Origin of the sequence: Emticicia sp. CRIBPO, from assembly GCF_009905725.1 — a bacterium.
Taxonomy (GTDB): Bacteria; Bacteroidota; Bacteroidia; order Cytophagales; family Spirosomataceae; genus Leadbetterella.
On sequence record NZ_JAAAKV010000011.1, the window covers coordinates 180,628 to 200,192 of the forward strand.

A 19,565-nucleotide genomic window follows, 5' to 3' on the forward strand; every position below is an offset into this window, starting at 1 on the left:
ATAACATATGAAAGCGATTGTGATGATTCTGAGTGTGCTTTTTGTCTTTACGATAAACGCCGATGCTCAGCAAAAAACAGTGGACGAAGCCGTTAACACGCTACTTCGGCAGTTGGAAAACCCGACACAAGCCGGCCTGGAGGCTCTTACCCTTCCTGAACTGAGCTACGGGCACTCAAGCGGTAAAATTGAAAATCAGAAAGAATTTATAGAAGCCCTTGTGAGTGGCAAGTCGGACTTTATCACCATCAAAACCAAAGACGTTGAAATCAAAATAGTGGGTAAAACAGCCACTGTACGTCATATCCTGGAAGCAGATATCAAAGACGGCGGGGTAGCCAATACCGTTAAACTGAAAGTTCTTTTAGTTTGGGTAAAAGGAAAAGGAGGCTGGAAACTATTGGCCAGGCAGGCTGTGAAACTCGTTTAAAACCATGAACCGTCTCTCCTTCAAAACCCTGCAGCATCAGGGGGTTGATTATCATGCTTTAAGAAACCTTCCCGAAAAAGTATTGCAATTCGGTACCGGAGTCCTGCTCAGGGCTTTGCCGGATTATTTTATAGATCAGGCCAATAAAAAAGGCATTTTCAACGGGCGTGTCGTGGTCGTTAAATCAACAGATCAGGGAAACGCCGGTTTGTTTGATCAGCAGGATCACTTATATACCCTTTGCCTGAGAGGTATTGAAGAAGGAGAAATCATAGAAGAAAATGTTATCTGTACGGCCATCAGCCGGGTATTGTCGGCATCTGAGCAATGGAACGACATTATAAAGTGTGCGTCCAACCCTGACATGGAGATCATCATTTCGAATACAACAGAAGCAGGTATCCAGCTTTTGCAGGATGATATTTCGGCAGGGGTGCCGCAGTCTTTCCCCGGAAAAGTGCTGGCTTTTTTATATGAAAGATATAAGGTCTTTAAGGGTGATCCCGCGATGGGCATGATCATTGTTCCTGCAGAACTGATTGAAAACAACGGCAGAAAACTGGAAGCCATCCTCCACGAGCTCGCCCATCTCAATAACCTCGAAACCGAGTTTATCGACTGGCTTGAGAACTCCAACGTCTGCTGTAATTCACTGGTCGACAGGATCGTGCCGGGTTCGCCGAAAGGCACTGCAGGAGAAGAAATCATCAGGCAATTGCCTTACACCGACGACTTGTGTGTAATTTCAGAACCATTTGCCCTATGGGCAATAGAGGGCGATGAACATGTGCGTTCAAAACTGACTTTTGCAGATGCCCATCCCGGCGTGGTGATAGAACCGGACATTGAGAAATTCAAAGAGCTGAAACTCAGATTGCTCAACGGCACCCACAGCCTCACCTGCGGACTGGCCTTATTGTCAGGCTTCAAGACTGTGCGTGAAGCGATGGAAGACCCTCATTTCTTTACATTTGTACGTGACCTGATGCTGTCTGAAATAGCCGTGGCACTTCCCCCGGGAATTGATCAGAAAGCCGCTGCAAAATTCGGTCTGCAGGTCATCGACCGGTTTAAAAATCCTTATATAGACCATCAGTGGCTGAGTATATCCGTCAATTATACTCAAAAGATGCAAAACAGGGTGGTGCCTCTTTTGCTGAGGTATTACGATCGGTACGGAACAGCACCGAAGCACATGGCTACGGGTATTGCTGCCTGCATCGCGTTGATGAAAACGACACAAAAAACAGGAGATCAATACTACGGAAATGCTGATAATGAGCGTTATCTTATACAGGATCCGGCCGCACAGGTTTTCTATAACTTATCAGATAAAGATCACTCTACCGAACAATATGTCAAAAAAGTATTAGAAAATGAATTTATATGGGGGCAAAACTTAAATAAACTGAATAGATTTGCTGACGAAATTGTCCTTTACCTTGATCTAATTGAATCCAAAGGGGTTTATTATCTCATTTCAGGTATAAAAGACAAACCATTATTAGTAACCGAATGAAAAAAAGAGTTTTAAAAGTTCACCCCGATGATAACGTCATCGTAGCCCTGACTGACCTGAAAGCCGGGGAAGAGATATCATTTGAAAATCAGATATTTACACTGAAAGATGATGTCGCAGCCAAGCATAAATTTGCTGAGTATACTTTCAATGCCGGAGATGAAATCATCATGTACGGTGTGTTGGTCGGAAAAGCACAGCAAACCATAGAAAAAGGAAGCTGGATCAATGTGTTCAATGTAAAACATGCAGCCAATGATTTTGCCATCGGTGAAAGAAAGCTGGAGTGGAATATGCCTGACATTTCGAAATTTGAAGGCAAAACTTTCAATGGCTACCACAGGGCCGACGGATCTGTCGGAACGGGTAATTACTGGATCGTGCTGCCGATGGTTTTTTGTGAAAACAGGAACCTGGACGTGATGAGAGAAGCTCTGAACAAAGACCTGGGCTATGATAAAAAACAGAAATACCATCAGCAGACCCGTCAGCTCATAGAACTATACAAAGCCGGTAAAAGCACAGAAGAAATCATCAACAGTGACCTCAGTGTCACCAGCGACGAAAAAGCTTCTGAAAAGCTGTTCCCGAATGTCGACGGAGTTAAATTCCTGACGCATGACATGGGCTGCGGCGGAACCCGTCAGGATGCCCAGGCCCTTTGCGGGTTACTCGCCGGGTACATCACCCACCCGAATGTGGCCGGAGCAACGGTATTGAGCCTCGGATGTCAGAATGCACAATACAGTATGCTGCAGGACGAGATCGAAAAACGTGGCGGGGCCAATGGCCGCCAGATATTTTTTGTAGAACAACAACAGGTAGGCACTGAAGAAGCCCTGATCAGCCAGGCGATCAAACAAACTTTTGCCGGACTGATCGAAGCCAACAAAATCACCCGTCAACCTGCACCACTTTCCAAACTGGTGTTAGGACTGGAGTGTGGCGGTTCTGATGGTTTCTCAGGCATTTCTGCCAACCCTGCCATCGGCTACACTTCAGACTTGCTGGTGACCCTGGGCGGATCTGTGATCCTCTCCGAGTTTCCGGAGCTTTGCGGCGTAGAGCAGGAACTGGGTGATCGTTGTGTGGATGTTTCTATTGCTGAGCGATTCAACAGCCTGATGACCACTTATAATGCGAGGGCCAAGTCTGTAGGATCAGGTTTTGACATGAACCCCTCGCCGGGTAATATCAAGGACGGACTGATCACTGATGCGATCAAGTCGGCAGGAGCAGCAAAAAAAGGAGGCACTTCCCCGGTAGTAGACGTCCTGGATTATCCTGAAAAAGTAACGAAACCGGGTTTAACCCTGCTTTGCACGCCGGGAAATGACGTGGAATCAACCACAGCAGAAGTAGGATCAGGAGCCAATATCGTCTTGTTTACAACAGGGCTGGGAACACCGACCGGCAACCCGATTGCCCCGGTGATCAAGCTTTCGAGCAACACCAAATTAGCGAAGAAAATGCCGGACATCATTGATATCGATACCGGATCCATTATAGAAGGAGATGAAACCATCGAAGAGGCCGGAGAGCGTATCCTGGATTTCCTCATCAGTGTGGCCAGCGGCGAAAAAGAAGCCTGGTCTGTTAAAAACGGGCAGGAAGACTTTATCCCATGGAAAAGAGGGGTTTCACTTTAATTATGAATCAGATACGACAAAATAGAACATAAACAAACCCGCCTGGTCAGCCAGGCCTATTCAACCATTTTATCATGACTACTTTTTTAGATGATAATTTCCTGTTAAAAACAAAAACGGCACAAACCCTTTATCACGAGTTTGCGAAGCAGATGCCGATTATTGATTATCATAATCACCTGCCGCCGGATCAGATTGCCGATAACATCAGGTTTAATAACCTGAGCCATGCCTGGCTTTACGGCGACCATTACAAGTGGAGAGCCATGCGTACCAACGGCATCAAAGAAGAGTATTGCACAGGAAATGCATCTGACTATGACAAGTTCTCGAAATGGGCTGAAACCGTTCCTTATACCCTCAGAAACCCGCTTTATCACTGGACCCACCTGGAGCTTCAGCGTTATTTCGGTATCAAAGACGTATTGAACCCGGTGTCTTCACAAAAGATATATGACAAGGCCTCTGAAATGCTTCAGGGTTCTACATTTTCGACCAGGGGTTTATTATCGCACATGCATGTCGAAGTGGTTTGTACCACCGATGACCCGCTCGACTCCCTGGAACACCACAAAAGATTCAAAAAAGAGGAAGGCACAGGCCTGAAAATGCTGCCGACCTTCCGACCGGATAAGTTCATCCTGATCGACCACCCGAATTTCAGACACTCGGTAGAAAAACTGGGCATTGTTTTCGGACATGAGATTAAGGATTTCTATGACCTGCTGAAAGCACTCAGGGCAAGAGCAGATGAATTTGCATCCCTGGGTTGCAAACTTTCCGATCACGGTCTGGAGTACATTTATGCGGCCGATTATACTGAAGAAGGAGCAGATAAGGCTTTCAAACACGTTTTAGCCGGTCATCCGATCTCTGACAAAGAGGCCCTGGAATTCAAATCAGCTATTCTCCATGCCCTGGGCATCATGTACTCTGAATTGGGATGGACGCAGCAGTTTCACCTCGGAGCCCTGAGAAACAACAACAAAAGAGCTCTCAGACTGCTGGGCCCCGACACAGGCTGGGACAGCATCGGCGACTGGCCGCAGGCTCAGGCTTTGTCTAAATTCCTGGGCAAACTGGACGAATATGACCAGCTGGCCAAAACTGTCATTTATAACCTCAATCCTGCCGATAACGAAGTCATCGCCACAATGATCGGTAACTTTAACGACGGCTCCATTGCCGGGAAAGTACAGTTCGGCTCAGGCTGGTGGTTCCTGGATCAGAAAGACGGGATGGAAAAACAGATCAACACCCTGTCGAACATGGGCCTTCTGACCCGTTTTGTAGGTATGCTGACTGATTCAAGAAGTTTCCTTTCTTTCCCGAGACACGAATACTTCAGAAGGATTCTCTGCAACATCCTGGGAGATGACATTGAAAACGGAGAATTACCGAACGACCTGATCTGGACCGGAAAGGTTGTTCAGAATATATGTTATAATAACGCTAAGGAATTTTTCAAGTTTTGATGAATAAAGTACTCGCTTTTGGAGAAATATTATTGAGGCTGTCACCCGAAATGAAAGGTAGCTGGATCCGGAATGCCGGGATTCCTGCTTTCATCGGCGGAGCAGAACTGAATGTGGCTACAGCCCTGGCCAACTGGCAGGTTCCGGTGGCTTACTGTTCAGCCATGCCTGAAAATGCCCTGACACTCGAAATAGACCAGTATCTCAGAGAAAAAAAAATCGATACCTCTCCTATTCAATACACAGGCGAACGCATCGGTATTTATATGCTCCCCCAGGGAGCGGACCTTAAAAACTCCGGGGTGATTTACGACAGGGCCCATTCTTCTTTCTCGGGTTTAAAGCCGGGAGAAATCGACTGGGACAAAGTACTGGATGGTGTTTCATGGTTTCATTTCAGTGCCATCAGTCCGGCTTTGAATGAAGACGCGGCACTGGTTTGCCTGGAAGCCCTGAAAGCCGCCTCTGCCAAGGGTGTCTTTATTTCTGTTGACCTGAATTTCAGGGCCAAGTTATGGAAATACGGCAAAAAACCTGTGGAAGTGATGCCGGAGCTTGTTCAGTACTGTGACCTTGTGATGGGCAATATCTGGGCGGCAAATACCCTGCTGGGCATTGATATTGACGAAAATGTAGCCGTTAATAAAGCAGATAAGGAAAGGTACCTGCAACACAGCCTTGAAACTTCCGAAGCGATCATTGCGAAGTTTCCGAAATGTAAAATCGTGGCGAACACCTTCAGATTTGATGCTTTTGAGTCCGGTATTTTATATTACACTACTCTTTATAAAGATGGTCAGCTGACGATTTCTGAGGAATTCACGACCGAAAAAGTGATCGATAAAGTGGGTAGCGGTGACTGCTTCATGGGTGGTCTGATTTACGGACTTTACCATAATCATCCATCAGATGAAGTTATCAATTTTGCGGCGGCGGCGGCTTTCGGAAAATTAAACGAATATGGCGACGCCACCAGCCAGACCATTGAAGATGTTGAACAATTATTAACCATCGGATAAACCCGGTATTGAACAGAGATATGAATCAGGACATTGTCGATAAAATCCTTGTTAACCCCATCGTTCCGGTCTATTATAATGCGGATGCCGAACTCAGCAAAGCCATCCTGAAAGCCTGCTATGATGGCGGCATCAGGGTATTCGAATTTACGAACCGGGGAGAAAAAGCCCTGGAAGTGTTTGAGCAGCTGGTTCCTTTTGCGAAAGAGAACTGTCCCGGACTGATCCTGGGAATAGGCACCATTTATGATGTGGAGACCGCTCAGAAATACATTGACCTGGGGGTTGATTTTATCGTGCAGCCCTGCACCAGCCCCGAAGTGGGAGAAATCTGCCAGAGAAACGGTATTGCCTGGATTCCCGGTGTGATGACCCCGACTGAAATCAACAATGCCACCAAACTGGGAGCCGGATGTGTGAAGATATTCCCGGGTAATGTGGTAGGTTCGGGCTATGTCAAAGCCCTCAGAGGACCGATGCCCCATGTTAAAATTATGGTAACCGGAGGGGTTGAACCCACCGAAGCCAGCCTTAAAGAATGGTTTGGTGCCGGTGTGAATGCCGTAGGAATTGGTTCTCAATTGTTTAAAAATACAGAAGATTTGAGTAAATTGACCAGTCAGGTAAAGGCACTCATCAAGATAGTTAAGTCTTAAGCACACTTTTTTATAAGAATTCAACCCTTAAACATTACATAATGGAAAACAAAATCGGAAAATACAGATGGACCATCTGCGGGCTGGTGTTTTTTGCCACCACGATCAACTATCTGGACAGGCAGGTCATCGCCCTCCTGAAATCGACCCTCTCTGCCGAACTCAAATGGGATGACGGCGATTATGCCAACATCGAAATTGCCTTTAAACTTTTCTATGCTTTCGGTATGCTCGGAGCCGGAAGGATTATTGATAAACTCGGCACTAAAATAGGTTATGCCCTGGCTACTACCTTATGGAGTATTGCCGCCGTGGCCCATGCTTTTGTAAGTACTACTTTTGGTTTCGGTGCCGTAAGAGCCGCCCTGGGTATTACTGAGGCCGGTAATTTCCCTGCTGCCATTAAAGCAGTAGCTGAATGGTTTCCAAAAAAAGAAAGAGCCCTGGCGGCAGGTATCTTTAACTCCGGCACCAACGTCGGAGCCATTGTAGCCCCTCTTTCTGTTCCTTACATCGCTGATTACTGGGGCTGGAAATGGGCCTTCATCATCACCGGTATGCTAGGATTTATCTGGCTGGCATTCTGGTTGTATTTTTATGAAAAACCTTATAAAAACCCTAAATTATCCCAGGCTGAGTATGACTACATACATTCAGACATGGACGAGGTTCAGCCTGATGCAGAAGCTGCAGTGGAACAGGTTTCGTGGTTTAAATTGCTGACATTCAAACAAACCTGGGCATTCGCTCTCGGAAAGCTTCTCACCGACCCGATCTGGTGGTTCTATCTTTTCTGGTTGCCGGATTTCCTTCAAAGCCAATACGGACTTGATTCTCTTGCCATTGCAGTTCCTGTGGCTGTGGTTTATACCATCTCTACCATCGGAAGTGTGGGAGGTGGCTACCTGCCTATGTTCTTTATCCAGAAAGGCTGGCCGGTTTTCAGAGCCCGTAAAACTTCCATGCTGATCTTCGCGTTCTTTGTATTACCGATCGTTTTTGCCCAGCTTTTGGGGCAGCAGTCCATGTGGCTGGCCGTGTTCATCATCGGTGTTGCTGCTTCGGCCCACCAGGCCTGGAGTGCCAACATTTTCACCACGGTTTCTGACATGTTCCCTAAGAAAGCCACGGCTTCTGTTGTCGGTATAGGCGGTATGTTCGGAGCTCTCGGCGGTATCCTGCTTTCAATGCTGGTACAGAAAAAGATGTTTGTGTATTACCGTTCCATCGGACAGATCGAAACGGCTTACTATATCATGTTCTTTATCTGCGGTGCAGCCTACCTGCTGGCCTGGCTGGTGATGCACTTCCTGGTTCCTAAGATGAAGAAGGTTGATTTGTAAGAAGGCAGGAAAAGGAGAAAGCAAAACGGAGGAAGGAAAACGGAGGAAGTAGAAAGGCTGTAAGGCCAGATGGCAATTTCGGACAAGGAAAACGTCTTCCTTTTTACCTTAAACCGGACGGTTTTTCTTTCAAAATCATGTTTTTAAAAAATATTAATAATTTAAGCTGTCAGACGTATCCGTTTGACAGCTTTTTTTTATAACTTCGTCTGTAAGGAATTAAATAACAATCATCGTATTGCCTGTTCCTTTTTCCGTTCTACTTTTTGCGTTTTCCAATAAAATATTCAACCTGATTAACATTAAAAAATGAATGCATTAAACCGCCGTGATTTTCTTAAAAAAAGCAGTCTTGCTGCTTTAGGTTTTACGATCCTGCCTTCTCTGGCAGGGAAAGCTGCTCCCAGCGACAGGCTGCGGGTAGCTCATATAGGACTGGGGGGTATGGGCAATAACCACATGAACTGGTTTGCCAATCTTCCGGAAGTCGAAATTGCCGCTTTATGCGATGTAGACTCGAACCATCTGAATGCAACGATCGAGAAATTAAAAACGAAACAACCCAATACCCAGGTAAAAGGTTATTCGGATTTCAGACATATCCTTGACAGGAATGACATTGACGCCATCACCTGTGCCACCCCTGATCACTGGCATGCCCAGATCGCCATCCTGGCATTCCAGGCTGGAAAGGACGTTTACGGAGAGAAACCGTTGTCGTTCAGCGTAAAAGAAGGTCAGAAAATGCTGAAGGCACAGAAAAAATACGACCGCGTTTTCCAGTTGGGTACGCAGATACACGCGGGCGATAACTATCACAGGGTTGCCGAAATCATCAAGGCCGGGGCTATCGGAAAAGTACATACCGTAAGGCTTTGGAAAACAGGCTTCCCGCCCGTTTTAGGACCTTCCAATTTCCAGACCCCGCCAAGTGAACTGAACTGGGACATGTGGCTCGGGCCCGCCCCTTATTCTCAGTATTCTCCGGAGAAATGTCATTTTACCTACCGGTATTTCCTGGAGTATTCCGGGGGTGTTTTCCAGGATTTCTGGTGCCATATTGCCGATATCGTCTGGATGTCGATCAATCCTCAGAACCTGAGAAAAATCAAAGCTAAAGGAGAAAAGCCTGAAGGCGTGGGCGATGCTCCGAAATGGATTGATGTGGACTACGAATTCGATGACCTGAAAATTCACTGGACTTCTACCCCGCCTAATGTACCGGGAGCAGCCAGCCGCGGCATCGGTGCCTATTTTGAAGGGGACAAAGGCACATTGATCTGTGACTATGGCAGTAAAGAGATTACCATTAACGGTGTGGTGATGAAAGATGTGCCGGAAGTGCCGGTCACGATCATCAGGTCTCCAGGGCATCAGCAGGATTTTGTCAATGCCGTTAAAAACAGGACCGAACCGGAATCCAACCTCGAATATGCCAGAAGAATGACCATGCCTATGCACCTGGGACTCATCTCCTACCGTTTGGGCAGGGAGCTGCACTGGAATCCTAAAAAAGAGAAATTCAAAGGAGATAAAGAAGCGAATAGCTACCTGTTCAGGCCATATCGTAAGGAGTGGGATTTGATTTAGGAGCTTTTGGCTGTTTAGCGGTTAGCTTTTAGCTTAAAAATCCTTAGAATTCCTGATAGCCCACGATTAACGTTGTGGGCTATCAATCTTACACTCAAAACTGGTGAACCTGCAATCAGGAAATATTTCGTGTGATGCAAACAAAAAGTGTTTTCTCTTCCGTAAAAAATTTGTATCTTCTTTTCAAAATTCACAAGCATATAATTATCCGATAAAATGAAAAAAAACAAAGATGAAATCGATTTGTTTGTTGTTAACAAACCACTTAAACAGCATGAGAAGGAGGAAATAAGCCGTGTTATTTCTGAATATAAAGCATCAAAAAAAATCCGGGATTTATCTCAGAAATGAAATTCAATCGCCGGATTCTTCTATATAAATCACACCTTCCTTTGTTGCTTAACGCGATTTAAGCATCGGAAACAACCTCTTAATATCTTCTTCCGTCGGTTTTGAACCGTATTCACAAATTTCAAAGGCTTCTGCGTGTTTTACGTTGGCTGCATTTTCCTTGCCGTACCATTTTTCAAGTGATGTTCTGACTTCCGGTGTGATGGTCACAGCTCTGGTTTTGGCCAGCCATGTTTTTCTTTCGGCGTCACCTTTCGGTACCTGGTCCAGATATCCGCCAATCCACGGCAGCCACTCGTATACCTGCGATACATGGGCATCCAAAGCATATATTTTTTGCTCAAAAACGGAGGTAATATCTACCGCTACGTCCGGTCTGAAAGGGTTAGGTCGCTGAAAATGGTCCTGGAAATAAAGAAAATAAGGGTTCTTTTTCAGTGGCGGGGTATCAGGAGCGACATTGGGCACGCCCACCAGGTAGGCAGCGTCCTGTACCAATATACCTGTATAACGGTGATCGGGGTGATAGTCATTTGACCTCGGAGCGATGACCACATCAGCATCCCATTCCCTGATCTTACGGATGATCTGCAACCTGACGTTGAGATTCGGGATCAGTTCACCGTCATGGTTGTCGAGTACTTCATATTCCACACCAAAACGTTTTCCTGCTTCTTTGGCCTCCGCCGCTCTTCTTTTAGCCAGCATCCCACCGCCTTCGCTCTGATGCCCGGCATCGCCGTTGGTGACGGAAAGGAATTTAACCGAATGTCCCATCTTGGAAAACATAATGCCTATCCCGCCTGCTTTGAGGTCACAGTCATCGGGATGGGCTCCGATCATCATAATTCTGAGGGGCTTCTGGGCCTGAGTCAGCCAACTGACGAAGAATAAGCAGACAATTAAAAGGACACGTTTTGACATAGTTATATTGTTTTAAGGTTTTTGATAAAGTTAAACAATTCCGGAATAAGCAGGTCTTCTTTTTGCCATAAATTATCGGCCGTTTAACCTCAGGCAAAACATTACTTCGTTTTTAAGCGAAGAAAACGGGTCGTGCCTTGGCATCTTCGTGGCCTATTTTCCGGCAAATTTTAGCCACGAAGGTACGAAGACACGGTTCTTTTATTACGAACCTTCCCAGCCCCGGCGGGGCGAAACATTGGTAACTTAACCCCTACACCAATGACCCAAAGCCCTGTAGGGGCGGCATATTCATCATCTATGTATGCCAGTACTATTCACCACTAAATCGAAAAATACTATCTTAAAAACCCCTCCACCCCTCTTTTCTTAAAAAATCGTTTTACATTTGTCAAAATCAAATTGACGATGACTTTACAACAGCTTTTTGAACGTATCGGCGAGCACTCAGGCACTTTGCTTTTCTGGTTCCTGATGATTCCGGTGTTCGCTATTCTGGCAGGAATTTTCGGCAGAGGACAGGGGCACCTTTCTCCCTGGAAATATGTGTATGCCGTTTTGATTTACCTGGTGAGTGTACCCGGCATTTTTGCTGTAGCGTTGAACATTTACTTTTTCATGTTCCAGAGAAGGGACATTCTCCAGTCCGACGTGTTTATCCAGATACTCCCCATCATTGTGATGCTGGCTACTATATTTATTATTCGCAGAAATGTCGATCTAAGCCTGATTCCCGGCTTCGGCAGGATATCAGGGCTTTGGTTCATGTTGTTCACCACGATGTTCCTGATGTGGTTGCTGGAAAAAGTCCACATTGTTGTTTTCTCCTATTTGCCGTTCACTTCCCTGCTTCTCATTTTTGTGGTGCTGTTCGGACTGATTTACCTCGGATGGCGTAAGTTTTCGAATTAAAGAAGCAGAAAAAACTACTTTTTTGAAAGTCAGAGTTTAAGAGTAGTTACTTGTTTGTCACCGAAAATAAGTGCGATTTATCGGGCCGGAATGAATGCAAAAGTACTCCCTGCTGTTATTATGCTATACTTCAAAGCATAAATAATGAGCAAAATAAAATTGAGTGTACTGGACCAGTCCGTAGTATCATATCAGGCCACTGCAAAACAAGCCATAGACCAGACCATCGCCACCGCCAAACTGGCAGAAAAACTAGGTTATCATCGTTTCTGGGTTTCTGAACATCATAATTCCACCCGTATTGCCGGATCCACACCCGAGGTGCTGATGGTAAAACTGGCTGACGAAACCAAACATATCAGGATAGGATCAGGAGGTATCATGTTGCCGAATCACAGTGCCTTAAAGGTGGCTGAGAACTTCCGGATGCTGGAAACCCTTTTCCCCGGCCGCATCGACCTGGGGATGGGAAGGGCACCGGGTACAGACCGTTTAACTTCTTCTTTGTTAAACCCTTCCAATGATTTCAGTGAGGGCAATTACCTGGAGCAACTTAACCATCTTCAGCATTTTTTCAGAGATACGGCAGAGACAGAACACGGGCCGATTCTGGCGGTACCACAGGCTGTTTCAGTGCCACAGCAATGGATCCTGAGTTCCAGCGGCGGAAGCAGCCAGATTGCTGCCAAGTTCGGTTTAGGACTGGCAGTTGCCAAATTCATTAACGGATTCGTTACGCCGTCTGTCGTTGATACTTACCGCAAGAGTTTCAGGCCGTCTGCTTCATTTGAAAAGCCGCATGCCCTGCTCTCTATTTTTGTGATCTGCGGAGAAACGGAGGAGAAAGCGAGGGAAATGAGAAAATACATGGATTATATTTTCGTGCAGTTTGAGAAGGGTAACTTCCAGGATTTCGGAGATCCGGAATCTATCAAAAAATACCAGTTTACCTTACCGGAACTGGATCGTCTGAGATACAACAGCGGCAGGATCATTTCAGGTACACCTGACCAGGTAAAAGAAAAACTGACCCAGCTGGCGAATGATTTCGATGTGGATGAGATCATCATTTCTACGATGACGGATAACGCCACCGACCGTTTCCGCTCATTCGAATTGTTATCTGAGGCTTTCGGACTGAATGAATTCTGATCATGACGATTGATCCTGAAAATACTGTTGTAAAACTTTGTGCCGAAGGGATGAACCTGGAAGTGAGCGGCGATAAGAAACTGGCTCATCAGAAATTTCAGGAAGCCTGGAACCTGGCGGGTGATGATTATGAAGCTTTTATAGCGGCACATTACCTGGCCAGGCACCAGGAAACCCCCGAAGACAACCTCAGATGGAACCTGGAATCTTTAAACCGGGCACTGAACCTTAAAAGTCAACAGATCGGAAATCTTCTGCCCTCTCTTTACCTGAACCTGGGAAAGTCTTATGAAAACCTGGCTCAGAAGGAAGAGGCCGTAAAGTATTATACCCTGGCGGAAGAAAGCTGCGGGCATCTCGGCTCCGGTCCGTATGCTGAAATGATCAGAAGCGGGATAAGCCATGGTTTAAAAAGAATGGGTATTGAAAAAAACAGGATTGAAGTACTGGATAAACTCATAGACCGGTGGTGTGAAAGAAAAGACCTGAGGCCTTTGTCCTTTGTTTTGCCTGCTTACCTGGGCTACCATGATACCGACCGGAATCCACTCATCAGTGCCCTAGGTTACCTGAACGCTGCCCGATGCTTAAACCCTGAAGAACAAGGCCTTATCGACAATATTATTTCGGAGCTGTCCGGCAGTTAGAAAGTCTTTTCTGATTATTTTTTTGACAGGATTCCAGGATTTACAGGATTTTGCCTGAGGGAGACTTACATCACTCCAACGTAACTTTACATCACTCCAACGTAAACTTACACCGCTCCAACGTAAACTTACATCGCTACAACGTAAACTTACATCATTCCAACGTAAACTTACACCGCTCCAACGTAAACTTACACCGCCCCAACGTAAACTTACATCGCTCCAACGTAAACTTACACCGCTCCAACGTAAACTTACACCGCTCCAATGTAAACTTACACCGCTCCAACGTAAACTTGCACCGCTCCAACGTAAACTTACACCGCTCCAACGTAAACTTACACCGCTCCAACGTAAACTTACACCGCTCCAACGTAAACTTACATCGCCCCAACGCGAACTTACATCGCCCCAACGAATTTTACATTAGCCTCATTTTAAATTGCAATCAGGAATTTATTCCCTAAATTTGAACACCATCAAATCTGAAACTATGAAAACTGCTTTACTTGCCCTCCTGTTTTTTGCGACGCTTATCGTTGCTTGTCAGACCAGCAAAGAAGAAAAAGAAACCGACGTAAAAGAAAAGGCTGAAACCAGCCAATGTTATCTTTATCAGACAGAAAAAGACACGGTAACGCTAAATATAGTATTGAACGGCGACCAGATTACAGGAATGCTTTCTTACCAGTTTTATGAAAAAGATGCCAACAGGGGCAGTATTTCCGGCGTTTTCAAAGGCGATACCCTGATCGCGGATTACACATTCAAATCGGAAGGGGTGGAATCGGTACGTCAGGTGGTTTTTCTGAAAACTGACGAAGGACTGGAAGAGGGCTTCGGGGAGTCGGTGGAAGTGGATGGAAAAAGTAAATTCAAAGACATCAGCTCATTAAAATTCTCCGAAAACTTGAGCCTCAAAAAAACAAGTTGCCGCTAATCAACACCACCGCCTGATGAGTATACCACCTGCTGTCAAAACGGCCAGAAGGGCTATCAATCTTATATTCCTGGTTTGCGGAATCGGCATTTCCAGTTGGGTGCCGATGGTGCCGTTTGCCAAAACCCGGCTGATGCTCAATGAGGCCGATCTGGGCCTTATACTGCTATTCCTGGGTGCCGGAGCCATTATTGCTATGCCGCTGGCGGGCTTTCTGATACAGAAGTATGGCAGCAAAATAGTCATTCTTGTGGCAGGTATCATGATTGCCCTGTTCTTACCCTTGTTGTTATTTTCCAAAACGGTCATTGCATTAGGGTTTTGTCTCTTTGTTTTCGGGGCAGCCATCGGTACTATCGATGTGGCCATGAACGCCCAGGCGGTCATTATCCAGGATAAATACGGGCAGCATATCATGTCTTCATTTCATGGCCTGTTCAGTGTCGGGGGACTGTTGGGCTCTTTCGGAATAGGTTTCCTGATGGATATGGGACTTGATCCAGTCAATGCTGCGATAGCCATCTCTATAGCCATTTTGCTGATTACTTTGAGCCAGTTCAGACTGCTACTCCCTCATTCGGCCAGTCCGGAGTCAAACGTTTCTTCATTTGCTTTACCTAAAGGCCCTTTGATTATTCTCGGCTTGTTATGTTTCATCAGCTTTCTGGCCGAAGGGGCCATGCTCGACTGGAGTGCGGTTTTCCTCAAATTTGAAAGGGGTTTTGCCGATTCGCGGACAGGACTGGGTTTTGCGGCCTTTTCTGTCGCCATGTCCGTCATGAGACTTACGGGTGATAAAATCATTCACAAAATCGGTCAGAACAATGTGGTGCTATACGGCAGTATCGTGGCCTCGGCAGGCTTTTTTGTGGCGGTTGCCGTTCCTCACGGATGGGTTACGCTGACTGGTTTTGTATTGGTAGGCATAGGTGCAGCTAACATTGTGCCGATATTGTTCAGCCGGGCGGGCAGCTTTCCGGGCATTCCGGCGGGTTCGGGCTTACCGGCCGTGACAACACTCGGCTATGCGGGTCAGCTGGCCGGACCGGCCATGATCGGGTTCATTGCTCACTGGTCTTCACTACCGACCGCTTTTGTATTCATCAGCCTGCTCCTGCTGGTGGTAGCCTTCGGATTTAAACAGGAGAAAGTGGACCATTAAACAATTTTCCTGATGATCGCACAATTCCTGAAAGCCACCTTCGACCCGTTTATCGACCTGAATATCCAGGTGTGGGAGAACTTTGAGAAGCTCGGGGAAGTGAGGAAATTCCCGAAAGAAACCATCCTGAAAGAGGCTAATATGACCGAAAAATACCTGACGTTGCTCATCAGGGGCAGCGGTGGCAGCCTGGTCTGGAAAAAGAACAATTTCGTTTGCATTGACATCAGTTTTGAGAATGAATTCATCTGCGACTATATGTCGTTTATAATGCAGAAACCCACCCCGATTGAAATCAGGCTTTTTGAAGACGCTAAAATCTTCAGGATTCCTTATGCCAATTTCCAGGAAACCTTTAAAGCCGGCAATCATGGCGAGAAAGTCACCCGGCTGATCCTTGAATCTTCTTACTTTGCCAAACAGCAGCAACAGATAGACCTGCTTACCCTGACCGCCAAACAAAGATACCTCGGCATACTCGAGACCAAAAAGAACATTGAACGCACGCCGCTGCGGTATCTGGCGTCTTATCTGGGCATTACGCCGCAAAGCCTGAGCCGGATCAGGGCAGAAAAAATCCGCGACTTACCAAATGGTAAGTGATTTCCTGTTTTCCGAAACTAAGTTTGCCGTATCAATAAACTTTTCAATATGGAAAATACAGAAAAACAGCCCAATTTACCCCTCAGTAGAACGCTCCTGGTTTTGATCGGCTTGCCCGTAATCTCCACCCTCATCTCTTTATTACTTTTGAAGAAATCCCTGTTCACCAATGCCGGACTTGATTTTTTCAGCACCTTCTGGCTTATCATTACCGGCTGGTACATTTTACAGATATGGATCATTGCAAAGGTTTTGAAAACCTTCGGCTGGAGCTGGAAGAACATCGGATTTTCACACAGCAAAAAACAAGTGATCTACCTCATTTCAGGTTACCTGGTATTTGCCGTCTGTCTCCTGATTTTTATTGAAATGACTCTTGCAGACGCCGGTTTAGATCCTGAAAAACTAAAATCCCTTTCGGACTTATCCAATCTTACTCCTAAAACCACAACAGAAAGAATCATTTTCATCGCCATGGGACTGGTTGCCGGGCTTTCGGAAGAATTTACCTACAGGGGGTTTGCCATCAGAGCCCTGGAAAGTTACCGAATTAATAAATGGCTGGCTGTCATTCTTGCGGCTGTTCCGTTCATTTTTCAGCACGGTTTAAAATCCGTCAATCAGTTCTGGTGGTTCCTGATCTGGGGCCTGGTTTTCGGCGTGCTCTTCCTTCTGACTAAAAAGCTGTATATCAATATTATACTTCACTGGCTGGTAATCCTTTCGGCGATGGTGGCTATTTTGCAGGTACTGAACAAATAAGCACTTGAAAATCAGGTGAAAATGTTTAATTTTGGATTAACCTGACGCCTCCAAGCCATGACATTAGCAGACCTCAAAGAAGAATTAGTCAACTGGAAATTCTCAAAATACAAACTGATCAATTTCCTGGTTGGTATCACTGCCCTGATGATTTACGAATTCGCAGGGCGGCCTTATTACCGGCCATGGGTTTACGCCAACTCGATCAATGACTTCCATATTGCCGATACCCTGGGAAATTCACTGGGTGCGATCGCGGCTATATTTATTCCGGTAGCCTTGCTCACCAACAGCCCGATGCACGGCCGGCCCCTGATCAAACTGCTGGTTATTTCGATTATTATTTATGAAATTGCCCAGCCCATGTTCGGGAAACCGATCGATCTCTGGGACATTTCCGCCAGCGTACTGACCGGGTTGCTGAGCTACAGTTTATTTTCGGCGATATTTAAAAAGGAGGGTGTTTAGGAGGTTGTTAAGCCAGCTGCAGGCGGTTTCTGACGAACTTGCTCAATTCAGTTTCTAAGTAAAGAACCATTAAGGAATTAAGGACATTAAGTCTTAATGCTCTTAATTCCTTAATGGTAAAACGCTCTTCATCAAACCAACTCCGTCACAAAACTTTCACGGCTTCTTCTGACTTTCTTCAGCGGGGCGTTCCAGTCTTTATCGGGGGTTCTGTAGCCAAGGGCCAGGATGGTGACACTTCGTAAACCTTTCTGTTTAAGACCCAGAAGTTCATCAAGAGCATCAGCATTAAAGCCCTCCATCGGGGTGGTATCCACTTTCTCCATGGCAGCCTCGCCGATGGCTAAACCGAAGGCAATGTAGGCTTGCCTGGCTGCGTGAGCATAGTTTTGTCCGGCATCACGCGGAACATACATCTCAATCAGCTTTTTGCGATAAGCCTCTGTGGTAGGTGACGAACCTCTCTGGCTGACCGACAATTCGAAATAATCATTCAGCCGTTTCTCGGTGTAGTTGTCCCACGCCGCAAAAACCAGCAAATGAGAAGCCCCGACAACGACCTGCTGGCCGTTGGCTATGGGTAATATCTTTTCTTTCAGCTCCCGGTTCGTGATCACCAGGATTTCAAAAGGCTGCAGTCCGCTGGAGGTGGGCGACAACCTCGCCGCTTCCAGGATGGCTTCTACTTTTTCTTCGGGCACTACCTGCCCGTTCATGTGTTTTGAGGCATGACGCCATTTTAACGCTTCTAATAAACTCATTTTGTTTGTTGATATATAGAAAACCACACACAACCCGGCAATCGGGATGCGTAGCTTTCAGGGTGATAAATCTGTTGAATGTGTCAGCCGGAAGATCCCGGCTGACAAAATGAAGATGTTGGCAGTGGATTCTACTTGATGGTTGAGCCTTCTCTCAGCTCTTCGCTGGCTTTGGTCACGATGCTGTCGCCTTCTGCAAGGTTTCCGAATATTTCGGCCCTTCCGTTGACTTCCCTTCCCTTTTTAACTTTTATCCAGGACACTTTACCATTGGTCAGTTTCTGAACATAAACGCCCTCTCCCCCATTCAATATGGCAGAACCGGGAACGGTAAAGGTACTTTCAGCTTTTCCCAATGGAATGGTTACTTCAGCTACCATACCCGGCAACAGCTTCTTATTCGGGTTAAATACATCGATCTCGATTTTCTCAGATCTCAGTCTCAGGTCCAGAGCACCGGCCAGACGTCTCACATTGGCTTTCAAAGTATCGTTCGATGACCTGACGGTAAACTTAACCTCGTCACCATTCTTAATCAGACTGGTGTAGTTTTCCGGCACAGAAACGGCCAGCCTCAGTCTTTTTTGCTCCTGTATAGTAAACAGCGGCTGTTCAGAACCTTTCCCCGCCGGACCTACAAAAGCTCCCAGGTTGACATTCCTGGCGGTAATAACTCCTGAAAACGGTGCCCTGATCTGCAGGTAAGTCATCATGGTGTTGATCTCATTGACAGAGGCTTTTGCTGCTTCCAGCTGGGCCTGGTCTGCGTTTCTTTTGGCCAGGGCAATGTCCAGGTCATTGGAAGAAATTGTTCCGGGAGTTTTGCTGGTTTCGAGCAAACGGTTATATGTGGCTGTGCTGGCGGTCAGCACGGCTTGTTGAGAGTGTAACCGCGACTGGGCCGCAGACACTTGTGAAAGCAATTCAGGAGCCTCCAGCGTAGCCAGCAACTGGCCCGCTGCCACCTCAGAACCCAGGTCCACCTTCATCGTTTTGACGAACCCGGCTACTTTGGCATAAAGATCCACCTGCTGATAAGCAATCAGTTCACCTGGCAGGTGAAGTGCCGAACTGAGGCTTTCTTTTGACAAAGCAAAGGTTTCCACCACCTGCTTTTCTTCAGCTTTTTTCTCTTTTGGTTTTTCACTGCAACTGTTCAGCAACACGGCAAAACCAATCCAAACTAATACGCTATTTTTCAT

Annotated in this window: 20 protein-coding genes; 17 read left to right on the plus strand and 3 right to left on the minus strand. The window is 46.3% G+C overall.

Annotated features, from left to right (window positions below; translation table 11 throughout):
- Positions 1-7: 7 nt before the first annotated feature.
- From GVN16_RS21705 to GVN16_RS26225, 9 genes are all read left to right on the plus strand, one after another.
- Positions 8-430, plus strand: coding sequence for a nuclear transport factor 2 family protein (locus GVN16_RS21705; RefSeq protein WP_166566053.1), 423 nt, complete (start codon positions 8-10; stop codon positions 428-430).
- A gap of 4 nt (positions 431-434) precedes the next feature.
- On the plus strand, positions 435-1,949 hold the full coding sequence (locus tag GVN16_RS21710) for a tagaturonate reductase (protein ID WP_166566054.1): 1,515 nt from the start codon (positions 435-437) through the stop codon (positions 1,947-1,949).
- Positions 1,946-3,598: a UxaA family hydrolase gene (locus GVN16_RS21715; RefSeq protein ID WP_166566055.1), complete on the plus strand. Its 1,653-nt coding sequence runs from the start codon at positions 1,946-1,948 to the stop codon at positions 3,596-3,598. Before GVN16_RS21710 ends, GVN16_RS21715 begins: the two co-directional genes overlap by 4 nt.
- Before the next feature lie 74 nt (positions 3,599-3,672).
- Positions 3,673-5,073 (plus strand): glucuronate isomerase, encoded by a 1,401-nt coding sequence (gene uxaC / locus GVN16_RS21720; RefSeq protein WP_166566056.1) that lies wholly within the window; start codon positions 3,673-3,675, stop codon positions 5,071-5,073.
- The gene (locus GVN16_RS21725) at positions 5,073-6,092 is read left to right on the plus strand and encodes a sugar kinase (protein WP_166566057.1); all 1,020 of its coding nucleotides are present in this window, start codon (positions 5,073-5,075) and stop codon (positions 6,090-6,092) included. The genes uxaC and GVN16_RS21725 overlap by 1 nt, the downstream gene beginning before the upstream one ends.
- 20 nt (positions 6,093-6,112) lie before the next feature.
- On the plus strand, positions 6,113-6,748 hold the full coding sequence (locus GVN16_RS21730) for a bifunctional 4-hydroxy-2-oxoglutarate aldolase/2-dehydro-3-deoxy-phosphogluconate aldolase (RefSeq protein WP_166566058.1): 636 nt from the start codon (positions 6,113-6,115) through the stop codon (positions 6,746-6,748).
- Between the two features lie 41 nt (positions 6,749-6,789).
- Positions 6,790-8,091, plus strand: coding sequence for an MFS transporter (locus GVN16_RS21735; RefSeq protein ID WP_166566059.1), 1,302 nt, complete (start codon positions 6,790-6,792; stop codon positions 8,089-8,091).
- Between the two features lie 309 nt (positions 8,092-8,400).
- Complete coding sequence (locus GVN16_RS21740; RefSeq protein ID WP_166566060.1) at positions 8,401-9,681, plus strand: Gfo/Idh/MocA family protein; 1,281 nt, start codon at positions 8,401-8,403, stop codon at positions 9,679-9,681.
- Between the two features lie 216 nt (positions 9,682-9,897).
- Entirely contained in the window at positions 9,898-10,032 is a 135-nt protein-coding gene (locus tag GVN16_RS26225; RefSeq protein WP_255490330.1) for a hypothetical protein, read from the plus strand.
- A gap of 48 nt (positions 10,033-10,080) precedes the next feature.
- Here the strand turns inward: GVN16_RS26225 and GVN16_RS21745 are convergent, their stop codons facing one another.
- On the minus strand, positions 10,081-10,956 hold the full coding sequence (locus GVN16_RS21745; RefSeq protein WP_166566061.1) for a PIG-L deacetylase family protein: 876 nt from the start codon (positions 10,954-10,956) through the stop codon (positions 10,081-10,083).
- Positions 10,957-11,364: 408 nt separating this feature from the next.
- Between GVN16_RS21745 and GVN16_RS21750 the strand changes: the two genes are divergently transcribed.
- The 8 genes from GVN16_RS21750 (at position 11,365) to GVN16_RS21785 (ending at position 17,602) form a co-directional block, all read left to right on the plus strand.
- Entirely contained in the window at positions 11,365-11,868 is a 504-nt protein-coding gene (locus tag GVN16_RS21750) for a hypothetical protein (RefSeq protein WP_166566062.1), read from the plus strand.
- A gap of 144 nt (positions 11,869-12,012) precedes the next feature.
- Entirely contained in the window at positions 12,013-13,020 is a 1,008-nt protein-coding gene (locus GVN16_RS21755; RefSeq protein ID WP_166566063.1) for an LLM class flavin-dependent oxidoreductase, read from the plus strand.
- A 2-nt stretch (positions 13,021-13,022) separates the two neighbouring features.
- The gene (locus GVN16_RS21760; RefSeq protein WP_166566064.1) at positions 13,023-13,667 is read left to right on the plus strand and encodes a hypothetical protein; all 645 of its coding nucleotides are present in this window, start codon (positions 13,023-13,025) and stop codon (positions 13,665-13,667) included.
- A 493-nt stretch (positions 13,668-14,160) separates the two neighbouring features.
- A complete protein-coding gene (locus tag GVN16_RS21765) occupies positions 14,161-14,607 on the plus strand; it encodes a hypothetical protein (RefSeq protein WP_166566065.1) in 447 nt (148 codons plus the stop codon).
- Between the two features lie 16 nt (positions 14,608-14,623).
- A complete protein-coding gene (locus GVN16_RS21770) occupies positions 14,624-15,769 on the plus strand; it encodes an MFS transporter (RefSeq protein WP_166566066.1) in 1,146 nt (381 codons plus the stop codon).
- 12 nt (positions 15,770-15,781) lie between these two features.
- Complete coding sequence (locus tag GVN16_RS21775; RefSeq protein WP_166566067.1) at positions 15,782-16,372, plus strand: Crp/Fnr family transcriptional regulator; 591 nt, start codon at positions 15,782-15,784, stop codon at positions 16,370-16,372.
- 48 nt (positions 16,373-16,420) lie between these two features.
- Positions 16,421-17,134 carry a CPBP family intramembrane glutamic endopeptidase gene (locus GVN16_RS21780; protein WP_166566068.1) on the plus strand — a complete coding sequence of 238 codons (714 nt, stop codon included), beginning with the start codon at positions 16,421-16,423 and terminating at the stop codon, positions 17,132-17,134.
- Positions 17,135-17,191: 57 nt separating this feature from the next.
- Positions 17,192-17,602: a hypothetical protein gene (locus tag GVN16_RS21785; protein ID WP_166566069.1), complete on the plus strand. Its 411-nt coding sequence runs from the start codon at positions 17,192-17,194 to the stop codon at positions 17,600-17,602.
- 131 nt (positions 17,603-17,733) lie between these two features.
- On the opposite strand, the gene GVN16_RS21790 is transcribed toward GVN16_RS21785, so the two are convergent.
- Positions 17,734-18,363, minus strand: coding sequence for a nitroreductase family protein (locus tag GVN16_RS21790; RefSeq protein WP_166566070.1), 630 nt, complete (start codon positions 18,361-18,363; stop codon positions 17,734-17,736).
- A gap of 131 nt (positions 18,364-18,494) precedes the next feature.
- On the minus strand, positions 18,495-19,565 hold the full coding sequence (locus tag GVN16_RS21795) for an efflux RND transporter periplasmic adaptor subunit (RefSeq protein ID WP_166566071.1): 1,071 nt from the start codon (positions 19,563-19,565) through the stop codon (positions 18,495-18,497).